Source organism: Protofrankia sp. CiP1_Cm_nod2, assembly GCF_920664355.1.
Lineage (GTDB): Bacteria > Actinomycetota > Actinomycetes > Frankiales > Frankiaceae > Protofrankia.
This window is the reverse complement of the sequence record NZ_CAKKTL010000098.1, coordinates 1-13,747: the sequence shown is the minus strand read 5'-3', so window position 1 is coordinate 13,747 and position 13,747 is coordinate 1. Positions and strand designations below refer to the sequence as shown.

The following is a 13,747-nucleotide window of genomic DNA, read 5'->3' as shown; positions in this document are numbered from 1 at the left end:
GTTCGGGTCGTTCACGGACACCGTGAACGAAGCGCTCGTCGACGCCGGCCGGACCGTGGCGTTGTCCCGCACACTCGACATCGCCTATCCCGACGCCCTGGTCGGGCTGGTCATCGGCGCCGCGGTCGTGTTCCTGTTCTCCGGGCTCGCGATCAACGCGGTTGGGCGTACCGCCGGCCGGGTCGTGCTCGAGGTGCGCAACCAGTTCCGGACGAAGCCCGGCATCATGGACGGGACGGAACGGCCCGACTACGGTGCCGTCGTCGACATCTGCACCCGTGACTCACTGCGAGAACTGATCACCCCGGGGACGCTGGCGGTGCTCGCCCCGATCGCGGTCGGTTTCGGGCTGGGCTACCCGCCGCTGGGTGCCTACCTTGCCGGGGCGATCGCCGGCGGCGTCCTCATGGCGGTCTTCCTCGCCAACTCCGGTGGCGCCTGGGACAACGCGAAGAAGCTCGTCGAGGACGGCAACTACGGCGGCAAAGGGTCGGACACGCATGCGGCGACCGTCATCGGGGACACCGTCGGTGACCCCTTCAAGGACACCGCCGGGCCGTCGATCAACCCTTTGATCAAGGTGATGAACCTGGTCAGCCTCTTGATCGCGCCTTCGGTGGTGAAGTACTCGGTCGGTGACGACGAAAACACGCCGCTACGGATAGCGATAGCACTGGTGGCCGTCGCGGCGATCGTCGCCGTGATCGTCTACTCCAGGCGGCGAGCTTCCGCGCTCACCGTCGCGCCCCCGGTAGCCGAGCAGCGCCCGGCCGGCAGGACGAAGGCCGGCGTGTGACAGCGCCGCCGATGACGGGCCATCCACCGGCGCCACCGGCCGTCGATGACGTCCGTGTCAGCCATGCCGCCATCGGAGACTCGATACCAGTGACATGTCGGTGACACGACCCCAGCGGCGCGGCGACGCCGACACGATGCCAGCTACACAGAGCAATCAACTGGAGGCGCAGAAGCTTCTCTCGGCTCCGGCCGGCCGGGTACGGGTGCACCCGCGGGCGCGGCACGGCGTACGGTCTGCTCCGGTGTCCGCGAGCGGACACCGGGTGGATCGCGGACCGGGAGCTGACACACCGGTACGCGCCGACCTACTGTCGGCAGGAGGACCGCCGCCCGAGGCGCGCCGTGACGGGTGCCCCGGGAGGGGGTTCTCGCACCGGCGGCAGGCTCATCCGCACCGTTAACCACCCGCCACGCACGCCACAGCCCACACCGGGCGCAACATATACGGGATATACGGGCTGCAAACATATACAGGCTGCAACGCACGCAGGCCGCAACGCCGAAACCGAACTGCCCCCTGCAACGAGGAGAGAAGTGCCCCCGCGCACGAAGTCGACAAACAGCGAGACGCGCCGGTCGAGCGCCGGGTCATCGTCGCCGGTCGTCGAGCCCGCGGCCGGCGACATCGCTGCCGGGCCCGATACGGACGCCATCACGGCCGGCAACACGGCCGGCATCACGGCTGGCAATGGCGCCGTGTCCCGCGAGCGCGCCGTACGTACCACGCGCGCCGCCACTCGCGGTAGCCGTGCCGGTACGTCATCGCCGGCCGCGAGCGGCACCGGCGTCCGGCTCGTGATCGTCGAGTCGCCGGCCAAGGCGAAGACCATCGCCGGGTATCTCGGCTCCGGCTGGCGGGTCGAGTCCAGCATCGGACACATCCGGGACCTGCCGCAGAGCGCCGCCGACGTCCCCGACGCCCACAAGGGCAAGCCGTGGGCCCGTCTCGGGGTGGACGTCGACAACGGCTTCAAGCCGCTCTACGTGGTCACGCCCGACAAGAAGTCCCAGGTCAGCAAGCTCAAGGCGCTGGCGAAGGAAGCCAGCGAGCTCTACCTGGCAACAGACGAGGACCGCGAGGGCGAGGCCATCGCCTGGCACCTGCTGCAGACGCTGAAGCCGACGGTGCCGGTGAAGCGGATGGTCTTCCACGAGATCACCGAGCAGGCGATCCGGCGGGCGGTGGACAACACCCGTGAGATCGACGAGCACCTTGTCGACGCGCAGGAGACCCGGCGCATCCTCGACCGGCTCTACGGCTACGAGGTCAGCCCCGTGCTGTGGAAGAAGGTCATGCCGAAGCTGTCGGCGGGCCGAGTACAGAGCGTGGCGACCCGCATCCTGGTGGAGCGCGAACGCGCCCGGATGCGTTTCTCCTCGGCCGAGTACTGGAACATCGAAGGCGTCTTCGGCCTGCTGACCCGCCGGGACGCCAGCGGTGCCGGCACCAGCGGCACCAGCGGCGACGGTGTCGCCGGCCGGGCCGACGCCACGCCGCTGCCGGCGAACCTGGTCGCGCTCGACGGCCGGCGGCTGGCCACCGGGCGCGACTTCGGCTCCTCGGGGCAGCTCACCTCCGCCGACGTCGTCCGGCTCGACGAGGAGGCCGCGCACGCCCTGGCCGGCCGGCTCGCCGACACCGCGTTCGCGGTGCGCTCGGTGGAGACCAAGCCGTACCGCCGCTCCCCCTACGCGCCGTTCATGACCTCCACCCTGCAGCAGGAGGCCAGCCGCAAGCTGCACTTCTCCAGCCAGCGGACGATGCAGGTGGCGCAGAAGCTGTACGAGAACGGCTATATCACCTATATGCGGACGGACTCGACGAACCTGTCCGAGACCGCGCTCGCCGCCGCCCGTGAGCAGGCCCGCGCCCTCTACGGGGCCGAGTACGTCCCCGACCGCCCCCGCGTCTACACGAAGAAGGTCAAGAACGCCCAGGAGGCGCACGAGGCGATCCGCCCGGCCGGGGAGCAGTTCCGCACCCCGGGCGAGGTACGCGAGGCGTTGTCCGACGCCGACGGCTACCGCCTGTACGAGCTGATCTGGCGGCGCACGGTCGCCAGCCAGATGGCCGACGCCCGCGGCACGTCCGCGACCATCCGGATCGGCGGTGTCTCCAGCGCCGGGGAGGACACCGAGTTCTCGGCCTCGGGGAAGGTGATCACCTTCCCCGGCTTCCTGCGCGCCTACGTCGAGGGCGCGGACGACCCCGACGCCGAGCTGGACGACCGGGAGCGGCGGCTGCCGGACGTCCGCGAGGGCGACACCCTGACCACCCGGGAGCTCAACCCGCGCGGGCACACCACCAGCCCGCCGCCGCGCTTCACCGAGGCGAGCCTGGTCAAGACGCTGGAGGAGCTCGGCATCGGCCGCCCGTCCACGTATGCGTCGATCATCGGGACGATCCAGGCCCGCGGGTACGTGTGGAAGAAGGGCAGCGCGCTGATCCCCAGCTTCGTCGCGTTCGCCGTGGTCGGCCTCCTCGAGGAGCACTTCGGGCGGCTGGTCGACTACCGGTTCACCGCGTCGATGGAGGACGACCTGGACGACATCGCCGCGGGCACGGCGGCGTCGATCGACTGGCTCACCCGGTTCTACTTCGGCTCGGACGCCGGCCAGGAGGGCGGGGTCGCCCGCGCCGGCGGGCTCAAGCACCTGGTCAACGAGCGGCTCGGCGAGATCGACGCCCGCGAGGTCAACTCGATCCCGCTGGGGGTGGCGCCGGACGACCAGCCCGTGGTGATCCGGGTCGGCCGCTATGGCCCGTACGTCCAGCACGGTGACGAGCGGGCGAGCGTCCCGGAGGACCTGCCGCCCGACGAGCTCACCGTGGACAGGGCGCTGGCGCTGGTCGGCGCGCCCAGCGAGGAACGGTCGCTGGGCACCGACCCGGACAGCGGCGCGACGGTCACCCTCAAGGTGGGGCGTTTCGGCCCGTACGTGTCGACCGACGACGATCCGCCGCGCCGGGCGAGCCTGCTGGGCACGATGACACCGGAGGCCCTCACCCTCGCCGACGCCCTGAAACTGCTCACCCTTCCCCGGTCGCTGGGAGCCGCCGAGGATGGGGAGGAGGTGACGGCCCAGAACGGCCGGTACGGGCCCTACGTCAAGAAGGGCTCGGAAAGCCGCTCGCTGGAGTCGGAGGAGCGGCTGTTCACGGTGACGCTGGACGAGGCGCTGGCGCTGATCGCGCAGCCCAAGACGCGGGGCCGCCGGCGGGCCGCTGAGACCCCGCCGCTGCGTGAGCTCGGCCCTGATCCCGCCACGGGCGCCCCCATGGTGCTGCGGGAGGGCCGCTTCGGGCCCTACGTCACCGACGGCACGACCAACGCGAGCCTGCGCAAGGGCGACGACGTCGCGTCCCTCACCGCGGAACGGGCGGCCGAGATGCTCGCGGAGAAGCGGGCCCGCGGCCCGGCCACGCCCAGGCGGCGGGCGGCGCAGCCGGCCAAGCAGGCCACGGCCGCCAAGACCACCAAGACCACCAGGCAGTCCACGGCCAAGAAGACGACGGCCAGAAAGACGGCCGCGCAGCCGGCCACGGGGACAGGGACGGCCACGGGGACAGGGACGGCCACGGGGACGGGGACGGACGGCGGCACGCCGGGCACCTCGTCGCCACGCCCACGACGGACGGGCTGATGGGCCTTCCGCCGGATGGCGCCCACGACCCGCCGCGGCCACCGGCCTCGACGGCGTCGGCGGGCGGGCGGGCGTGGTCCAGCCGGCCCCCCAGCCGACCACCGGTCGCGACGGTCCCGTCACCACCGGCCGGCTCCGCCGACCCCCACCGCGGTACCCAGGGAGACATCCGCGCGGTCCTGCGGATACCGCAGTTCCGGCGGCTGTGGCTGGCGCTGACGCTGTCCAGCCTCGGCGACTGGATGGGCCTGCTCGCCACGACCGCGCTGGCCAGCTCCCTGCAGGCCGGCTTCTCGGGGAAGGCGTACGCGATCGGCTCCGTCCTGATCGTCCGGCTGCTGCCGGCGCTGGTCTTCGGGCCGCTCGCCGGGGTCGTCGCCGACCGGCTCGACCGCAGGCTGACGATGGTCGTCGCGGACGTCCTGCGGTTCGGGCTGTTCGTCTCCATCCCCCTGGCCGGGACGCTGGCGTGGCTGCTGATCGCGTCCCTGCTGATCGAGTGCGTCAGCCTGTTCTGGAACCCGGCCAAGGACGCCAGCGTGCCAAACCTGGTGCCCGTGCAGCGGCTCGCCACGGCGAACACCCTGAGCCTGATCACCACGTACGGTTCGGCGCCGCTGGCCGCCGCGGTCTTCTCGCTGCTGGCCACCCTGTCGCGCACGCTCAGCTCCAGCGTGTCGTTCTTCAGGACCTCCCCGCTCGATCTCGCGCTGTACTTCAACGCCGGGACGTTCCTGGTGTCAGCAGCTGTGATCTTCGGGCTGCGCGGCATCGGCCGGGCCGACCGCCTCGACGCCGGGGCGAACCCGGGCCTGTGGTCGTCGATCACCGAGGGCCTGCGGTTCGTCAGCCGGGACAGGATGGTCCGCGGCCTGGTCGTCGGGATTCTCGGCGGTTTCGCCGGCGCGGGGTGCGTGGTGGCGCTCGGCCGGCTCTACGTCCAGCTTCTCGGCGGCGGGGACTCCGCCTACGGTGTCCTGTTCGGCGCGGTGTTCGTCGGGCTCGCCGCCGGCATGGCGCTCGGGCCGCGGCTGCTCGGCGACTACAGCCGCTCCCGCCTGTTCGGCCTGAGCGTCACCGCCGCCGGCGTGACCATGCTGCTGGTCTCCATCGTCCCCAACCTCGTGCTGGCCTGCATCCTGGTCGTGCTCGTGGGCGCGTTCGCCGGGATCGCCTGGGTCACCGGTTACACGCTGCTGCAGGCAGGGGTGAGCGACGAGCTGCGCGGACGGACCTTCGCGCTGGTCCAGTCCCTGGTCCGCATCGACCTGCTCCTGGTGCTGGCCGTGGCGCCCGGGCTGGTCGGGCTCATCGGCTCGCATCACCTCGATCTGTGGGGCCACCTGCGCGTACGCACCGACGGCGTCACGATCGTCCTGCTCGGCGGCGGTCTGCTCGCGGTGGCCGTCGGCCTGTTCGCCTACCGGCAGATGGACGAGCGCAAGGGTGTCGCGGTCCTGCCGGAGCTGTGGAACGCCCTGCTGGGGCGGCGCGCCACGCCGGAGCGGCCCCGCCACGCCGGCCTGTTCATCGCCGTCGAGGGCGGTGAGGGCTCCGGCAAGTCCACCCAGGTGGAGCGGCTGCGATCGTGGCTGGCGTCGTCCGGCCGCGAGGTCGTCGTCACCCGGGAGCCCGGCGGGACGGCGCTGGGTGTGAAGCTGCGGGAGCTGCTGCTGGACCCGGCCGCGCGGCTGCACCCCCGCACCGAGGCGCTGCTGTACGCCGCGGACCGCGCCGAGCACGTCTCCCGGGTGATCGAGCCCGCGCTGGCCCGCGGCGCGGTCGTCGTCACCGACCGGTTCATCGACTCCTCCATCGCCTACCAGGGCGCCGGGCGCCAGCTCGGCGCGGACGACATCGCCATGCTGTCGCGGTGGGCCACCCGGTCGCTGCTCCCGGACGTCACGATCCTGCTCGACGTCCCCGCGGGCACCGGGCTCACCCGGGTCCGGGCCCGGGCCGCTGGGAGCGGCGGAAACGGCTCGGCGGCCGGTGTCGACCGGATCGAGGCCGAGAAGCTGTCGTTCCACGAACGCGTCCGGGACGGCTTCCGCCAGCTCGCCGAGCACGCGCCGGACCGGTACGCCGTCCTCGACGCGGACCACCCGCCGGACACCGTGCACAACCAGATCCGTAACGTCGTCACCGGATATCTGCGCCGGGGCGAGGACAGCACCCCGGGCCTCCCCCGTCCACAGGCCGCGTCCGGCACCGCGTCCGGCACCGCGTCCGGCACCGCGTCCGAGGAACCGCCCACCGCGGCACCCGTGCGTCCCACGCCACCTGGCCGTCCCACGCCCACGCGCGCGTCCCCGGACAGCGCCGCGGTCTCGCCGGCACCGGGCCCGGCCAGCTCAGCCAGCCCGGCCGGGCCCGCCGACCCGGCTGATTCCGCCGATTCCGCCGATCACGCCGATCCGGGCGATCCGGCAGGGGAGACGGAGAAGAGCGACGCACCAGCGCCTGGAGCCGGGACCGAGACCACCGACGCGGCGGACGATCCCGTGACGGACGATCCCGCGGCGGCCTGGGCAGCGGACAGCCTGCCCACGGCCTCCGGACAATCGTCAAGGTGATCCAGCACCACTACGCGCACTCTTCGCCACCGCTCCGTCGCCGCTTCCCGTCCCTCGCCGCTTCCCGGCTGCCCTGCCGCTGCCGCGCCCCGGTGTCGACCCAGCGTTGGTGGTGTGGCGGGCCGAGCGGACAATGGCGCGGTGAGCGTGTGGGACGTCCTGGTCGGCCAGGTGCCGGTCATCGAGACCCTCTCCGCGGCGGCCGGAGCGCCCGGAGCGGCCGATACCGGTGGGCTGGCCGCGGCCCGCACCGCCATGACCCACTCGTGGCTGTTCACCGGCCCCACCGGCGCCGGCCGTACAACGGCGGCGCGGGCGTTCGCCGCCGCGCTGAACTGCGAGAGCAGCCACCCCGGATGCGGTGAGTGCGCGGGATGCCACACGGTGCTGACCGACACCGCCGCCGACCTGCGCACGGTCCGCCCGGAGGGCCTGTCCCTCGGCGTGAAGGACGTCCGGGAGCTGGTGCGGGACGCGGCCAGCGCGCCGACCTCGGGCCGCTGGCGGATCCTGCTGCTGGAAGACGCCGACCGGCTCACCGACCAGGCGGCGAACGCCCTGCTCAAAGCCTTGGAGGAGCCCGCGCAGCGGTCGGTGTTCCTGTTGTGCGCGCCATCGGTGGACGACGTGCTGCCGACCATCCGGTCCCGCTGCCGGGTGGTCGCGCTGCGGCTGCCCCGGCCGTCGGACGTCGCCGTCGCGCTGGCCCTCGAGGGTGTCGAGGACGCGTCCGCGCGGCTCGCCGCCGCGGCGAGCCAGGGGGATCTCGACCGGGCCCGCCTGCTCGCGACCGACGAGGCGGCTCGGGCCCGGCGGGCCGAGGTGCTGCGCATCCCTGCCCGCCTGCGCCGGACGGGTGACTGCCTCGGCGCCGCGGCGGACCTGGTGAACGCGGCGAACGCGGACGCCGACGCGGCGAACAGCATCCGCGACGAGGCCGAGGCCGAGGCGCTGAAGACCGCGCTCGGTGTCGGCGCGACATCCGCCGGCAGCACCGCGAAGCGTTCCAGGGCGGTCAGGCCGGGCGCGAAAGGCCGGGCGATGACGGTCCGGGGAGCCGCCGGCGCGCTCAAGGAGCTGGAGAAGACGCAGAAAAGCCGCGGCCGGCGGACGGTGCTGGACTCCCTCGACCGGGCGCTGGTCGACCTCGCCGGCTGGTATCGGGACGTGCTCGTCCTACAGCTCGGCGCGCCGGTGGACGCCATTCATCCCGATCATCATGAGCTGGCCGCGCGGCTGGCCCGGGGCTCTACCCCCGAGCAGACGCTGCGCCGGCTGGAAGCCGTCCTGGGATGCCGCCGCCGGCTGGCCGACAACCCCGGGCTGGTGCCGCTGCTGACGGTCGAGGCTCTCACCCTCGCGCTGCGCGCCGGCTGAGCCGACAGCACATGATCACCAAGTGTGGCGATCATGTGTTTTCCGGCCGGATAGGCCCCGTCCGCGGCTCGCGACCCGATTTGTGATTCCCCCCTCACTCTACGGATGATCCGATGTATCAATGATCCGATACATCGTTTCACCTCGCGGTCGCATCCGATCCTCGCCAACAGGCCGGTACGATACGATGCCCGAAACGACACCACAGATGCATTGGAACAGAGAGTAGCGGCAAAGAAACTGGATGACAGAGCGATGGCCGGCGGAGTTCGACACATAGTTGTCACGTGTTCGTCAAAAAATGATCGTTGCCGCCACATCAGACGGCCCGGCCGGCCGTGACGATGCCGCCGGACCAGCCGGATTACCGGCCCGGCGGCTCCCGAGGGCCAGCCCCACGGAAAGCATCCCACCAAGAACGGCGATCGTCTGAGCAGTCATCTCCCACGGGGGAACGGGAAGAGCGGCGATGAGCGGAATCATTCGGAAACGAACCGGGCCGGCCGGGAGCCGTATTCTCGGCGTCGGTGCCTATCGCCCGATGACAGTGGTGTCGAACGCCGACATCTGCCAACGGCTGGACTCCACACCCGAGTGGATCGAATCCCGCTCCGGTATTCGCAGCCGCCGGTTCGCGACCGCCGAGGAATCCCTCGGGGCGATGGCCGCGACAGCCGCCGGCAAGGCGCTGGCCAGCGCCGGTGTCGAGATCGCCGATGTCGGATGCATCCTGGTCGCGACAATGTCCCATGTCACCCAGTCGCCATCGGTAGCCACGGACGTGGCCGCCAGGATCGGCGCCGAGAAGGCCACGGCATTCGACATATCGGCGGCCTGTGCCGGTTTCTGTCATGGGCTCGCGATCGCCAGCGACATGGTGCTCGCCGGCAGCGCCCGGCATGTGCTGGTAATAGGCGCCGAGCGCATGTCGGACATCGTCGATCCGCATGACCGGGGCACCGCTTTCCTGTTCGGGGACGGTGCCGGAGCGATTGTCGTCGGGCCGTCCGAGACGCCGGGCATCGGGCCGGTGGTGTGGGGGTCGGATCCCTCCGCCCGGGACGTCATCGCGCACGACCGCTCCTATCTGGACTGGCGTGACAACCCCGAACTGCCCTGGCCGACGATGCGGATGGCGGGCCAGCGGGTCTTCCGCTGGGCGTCCTGGCAGATGGCGCCCGTCGCGCGGGCGGCGCTCGACGAGGCCGGCGTCACGGCGGACGATCTCGCCGCGTTCATTCCGCACCAGGCCAACATCCGCATCATCAACGTGTTGTGCAGAGTGCTCGCCCTGCCCGGGACGGTGACCGTCGCCCGGGACATCGAAGTACACGGGAACACCTCCGGGGCATCTGTTCCGCTCGCGATGGACGAAATTCTCGCCAGCGGCCAGGTACCGTCCGGTGGCCTCGCGCTGCTCATAGGTTTCGGCGCGGGCCTGGTCTACGCCGCCCAGGTCGTCCAGCTCCCCTGAGCACCTTTCCGGGCACACCGCCCGCCACACCAGTCAGAGGTACGATCCGAAATGAGCGCCGGAAGAGCACCCGACAACATCTGCCGCGGGCCCTTCCGGTATATCGGCTCGTGAACCCTCCGGCGTGCGGCAAGAACTATCGCCCGCCTTTCGGTCGGGCCACATCCCGCTGGCCGTTCCCCCGCCCGCCGCTCGCCGCGTGCCCGGGCTGGGGCGCGGGAGCGGGGCGGCCGAGCAGATACCAGCCCCACAGCCCCACGGGTACCGGCGCTCGCGGCGGGGTCTCCGCGGCGACGCGCGCGTCCATGGCGTCCAGGACATGATCCCAGCTTCCCGCGGCCCGCAGCATCAGGCCGCCGATGCCGGTCGTCCGGGGAAGATGCGGATGCGAGCGGGTGGGCGCCCGCCGCACCGACCGTTCGAACATGGCCACCGCCCGGCGCCGCTCCTGCTCGGACAGCGCCTCGTCCAGCTCGGCGAGCATGGGCTCCTCGAGAGCCACATGCCGTTCCGCGAGCTCGGCGAGACGTTCGCACAACGTCCGCATCGACTCGTTCGGCCGGTGCACGTCACCCTGAATATGCTGGGAAATACCACGTGTCACCGACTCGGTTTCCCGCGCAACCAGGCGCAGACCGGTGGCCCGCGCCTGGCCCTCCGGCGGAAGGTGCCGGCGTGCCGCCGGGTAGACGGCGGTCTGCACCGCGTACATGTGAGCGCTGATCGCCGCGACCGCCGTGTCGGCCGCCCGCAGCGGACGCCTGGGGTCCCCCGGGGCCGCCACGGCGGAGAACGTCAGAGCGACAAGGTCATCGACATGCCCATGGGCGGCCCTGACCAGGCGGAGCAGGGATGCCGTCGGCTGGGCCCGCTCGTCGAGCCCGGCTTCTTTCCCCATTTTCCCCGTCCGGGCTCCCGCCGGGTCCCCCGTCCGGGCTCCTCCCGAACCTGTCGCGGTCGTCATCGCCGCCCCCTAACACCCCGGAAACCAGGCCTTCCCGGCGTCGCCGATCCGGGAGGAACCCGGACGCGAAAAGATGATCGCGCCGCTGTCGGCCCCCGGGTCGGCCGAACCGCCCGCCGACCTCGTGCCTGCCGGCTCATGAGCCGGAAACACCAGAATCGGCGCATCATGTCCACTGGTCAAGCCGTGTTCACGAGGATGGCCCATACCCGGCCGGACACATCGGATACACCGGTGGTGGACGTAGCAGGGTGGGTGGCGCGGACTTGTGACAATGATCCGGACAGGCAGCGGGTACCCCCGGTAGCGTCCACGGGGCCGCTGGGCTTCGGCCGCCCGGACGGCACAACGTCCAGCAGGAAGAAATCAAATGACCATGTCTGGTGACAGAAACCTCCGCGCCGGCACCACCACCGGCATCCCCGGCCGCGCGGCCCGCGACAGCGTCCGGACCCCGGTATGACCGGCACCGGAGGACAGGAGGAGCCGAATGTGACCGACCGGAAATTCGGTGACGATTCCGACGACCGTCATGCCGGGCATCACCTTCTCCCCCACGGCCCCGCCGACCGCGGGACCACGACCGCCTGGCTGGCGGAAGCCGTGACCAGGCGGGTCTCCCTGGTTCGGCTGTACCCGAAAGGACGCCGGCGGCATCAGGAAGCTTTCCCGGCTCCCTCGGGACGGGTGGTCGCCTGCCAGGTCTACCGGGACGGCTATCGTGACCCGCGCCCCGTCGACCATGTCGACGCGCTACGGGCGGCCCGCGAACAGCGCAACAGCTTCGTCTGGCTCGGCCTCTACCAGCCGACCGCGGCCGAGCTGACCGCCATCGCCGACGTGTACGGGCTGCATCCGCTCGCGGTCGAGGATGCCGTCAACGCGCACCAGCGCCCGAAGATGGAACAGTACGCGGAGACGCTTTTCGTCGTCCTCAAGACCGTCTGCTATGTGGATCACGAGGAGCTGACGGCGACATCGGAGATCGTGCACACCGGGGAGGTCATGGTCTTCCTCGGCCGTGACTTCGTCGTCACCGTACGGCACGGCGAACACGGCGGGCTCCAGAGCCTGCGCAGCAGGCTGGAGACGCAGCCGCAGGTGCTCCGGCACGGGCCGTCGGCCGTCCTGCACGCCATCTGCGACCAGATCGTCGACGACTACCTGGCCGTCACCGAAAAAATAGAGGTCGACATCGACGCCATCGAGGCGTCGGTCTTCCAGCGGTCGCTGCGGCCCGACACCGGCAAGGTCTACCAGCTCAAACGGGAAGTGCTCGAGTTCAAGCACGCCGTGACGCCGCTGTACGCACCGCTGCGCATGCTGGCCGAGCCCGGCGTCACCGGGATCGACCCGCGAATCCGGGCGTACTTCCGGGATGTCGCCGACCATCTTGAGGAGGTCACCGCACGAATCGCCCGGTTCGACGAACTGCTCTCCTCGATACTTCAGGCGACCCTGACCCAGGTCACCATCGCACAGAACGAGGACATGCGCCGTATCAGCGCCTGGGTCGCCATCGCCGCGGTGCCCACCGCGATAGCCGGTATCTACGGCATGAACTTCGAGCACATGCCCGAACTGCGCCAGGTCTGGGGATACCCGGCGGTCCTCTGCCTGATGGTGACGGTCTGTTTTTTCCTGTACCGGGCGTTCAAACGGAACGGCTGGCTCTGAACCGAGCCTGCCGAACCCCGGCCGCGCGGATCAGAACGGCCCCGCCACTCGCCGGCCCCGGCGACGAATCACCACCCGTACGGATCGACGGTCATACTGGGCCGGCCATAGCAGGCCAGTCATAGCAGGCCAGTCATAGCAGGCCAGTCATAGCAGGCCGGTCGCGCCAGGATGACCATACGGCCAATTGTACGATTTGATCGTATTGTACCGATTGTCCCATGGCATGACCTCCCCAACGGGATTCACGAGGACCACGCTGTCAGCTACCGTAATGGATCGTGTCGGGCTTTCACAGGAGGCCGTTCCCTACGCGGTTCTCCCGATCCTCGCTCGGCGGCAGCCGTCGGCTCCTCATCCCTGGCCATACCTCTGGCGCCGGCAGCCAGCGCGCCGCCGTCCCTCATATCCACGACGAGGACGGCGCGGCCTGATGACCCCATCGCTGAACACCGTCCGCAATGATCTCGTCGCGGAACTTGCAACGAGGCTGGAACAGCTGGACCATCTGCTCGGACGCCTGGAGGACGCCGAACAGCAGGCCGCGAGCGCCAGCGAGGACCTGATGCGTGCCCGGCGCTGGCAGGAGGAGACCCTGCGCGTGCTCCAGGACGAGCGCGCCCAGATGCGTACGCACCAGCGCGCCCTGGACAGCCTCGCCGACCGGACACAGACCGCCCTGATCGCTCTGGCCGCCAACCATCGGTCGCTGCCGCCGGAGGTCCACGAACTCGCGATCGAACTCCGGGTCCTGCAGACCTCCGGCCTGCTCTCCCGCCGGCCACCCCCCCGCACCCGCCAGCCGTAGGTCACCCACCCGCCGGGCGGACCCACGCCGCGACGCCGGTATCACGCGACACACACCCGCCCCGACCAGCCACGTCCTTCACAGGATCACCCCGAAGCCCAGGCGCCCACGGCGAGCAGGCCCTCGCATGCACAGCCCCCTAAAAATCATCATCAAAACAACCCCGAAACTACCCTTTCCCTACAATTCATCCCAAAAGCCACCAACATTCCCACAGCAGCCCACAGCCCAACCAACCGCCCCCTTCGGGATCATCGCGAAGATGATCCCGAAGCCACTCCCGACGGCCCACCCCAGAGGCAGGGGCCCCATCTCGCGCCAAAGGCGCTAGATGGGGGGAGCCGCTAGATGGGGGGAGCCGCTAGATGGGGGGAGCCGCTAGATGGGGGGAGCCGCTAGATGGGGGGAGCCGCTAGATGGGGGGAGAG

General features: G+C 70.9%; 8 protein-coding genes. 7 read left to right on the top strand and 1 reads right to left on the bottom strand.

Features of this window, described 5'->3' with window-relative positions; genetic code table 11:
• The 5 genes from NBW84_RS12765 to NBW84_RS12745 all read left to right on the top strand — a co-directional run.
• On the top strand, positions 1-796 hold a 796-nt coding region (locus tag NBW84_RS12765; RefSeq protein WP_250284844.1), incomplete at its 5' end, for a sodium/proton-translocating pyrophosphatase.
• Positions 797-1,332: 536 nt separating this feature from the next.
• Positions 1,333-4,443 carry a type I DNA topoisomerase gene (gene topA / locus NBW84_RS12760; RefSeq protein ID WP_250284843.1) on the top strand — a complete coding sequence of 1,037 codons (3,111 nt, stop codon included), beginning with the start codon at positions 1,333-1,335 and terminating at the stop codon, positions 4,441-4,443.
• Positions 4,443-7,019, top strand: a complete 2,577-nt coding sequence (gene tmk / locus NBW84_RS12755; RefSeq protein ID WP_250284842.1) for a dTMP kinase — start codon at positions 4,443-4,445, stop codon at positions 7,017-7,019. Before topA ends, tmk begins: the two co-directional genes overlap by 1 nt.
• Positions 7,020-7,160: 141 nt before the next feature.
• Positions 7,161-8,396 (top strand): DNA polymerase III subunit delta', encoded by a 1,236-nt coding sequence (locus NBW84_RS12750; protein ID WP_250284841.1) that lies wholly within the window; start codon positions 7,161-7,163, stop codon positions 8,394-8,396.
• A 469-nt stretch (positions 8,397-8,865) separates the two neighbouring features.
• Entirely contained in the window at positions 8,866-9,870 is a 1,005-nt protein-coding gene (locus NBW84_RS12745; RefSeq protein ID WP_250284840.1) for a beta-ketoacyl-ACP synthase III, read from the top strand.
• Between the two features lie 136 nt (positions 9,871-10,006).
• On the opposite strand, the gene NBW84_RS12740 is transcribed toward NBW84_RS12745, so the two are convergent.
• Complete coding sequence (locus NBW84_RS12740; RefSeq protein ID WP_250284839.1) at positions 10,007-10,768, bottom strand: hemerythrin domain-containing protein; 762 nt, start codon at positions 10,766-10,768, stop codon at positions 10,007-10,009.
• Between the two features lie 558 nt (positions 10,769-11,326).
• On the opposite strand from NBW84_RS12740, the gene corA reads away from it, so the two are divergent.
• Both corA and NBW84_RS12730 read left to right on the top strand, forming a co-directional pair.
• A complete protein-coding gene (corA, locus tag NBW84_RS12735; RefSeq protein ID WP_250284836.1) occupies positions 11,327-12,511 on the top strand; it encodes a magnesium/cobalt transporter CorA in 1,185 nt (394 codons plus the stop codon).
• Between the two features lie 433 nt (positions 12,512-12,944).
• Entirely contained in the window at positions 12,945-13,319 is a 375-nt protein-coding gene (locus NBW84_RS12730) for a hypothetical protein (protein WP_250284835.1), read from the top strand.
• Positions 13,320-13,747: the final 428 nt, after the last annotated feature.

Bases quoted from the DNA above. Each gene is read 5' to 3' on its own strand.
- tmk (WP_250284842.1), top strand. From the start codon at position 4,443: ATGGGCCTTCCGCCGGATGGCGCCCACGACCCGCCGCGGCCACCGGCC.
- NBW84_RS12745 (WP_250284840.1), top strand. From the start codon at position 8,866: ATGAGCGGAATCATTCGGAAACGAACCGGGCCGGCCGGGAGCCGTATT.
- NBW84_RS12740 (WP_250284839.1), bottom strand. From the start codon at position 10,768: ATGGGGAAAGAAGCCGGGCTCGACGAGCGGGCCCAGCCGACGGCATCC.
- NBW84_RS12730 (WP_250284835.1), top strand. From the start codon at position 12,945: ATGACCCCATCGCTGAACACCGTCCGCAATGATCTCGTCGCGGAACTT.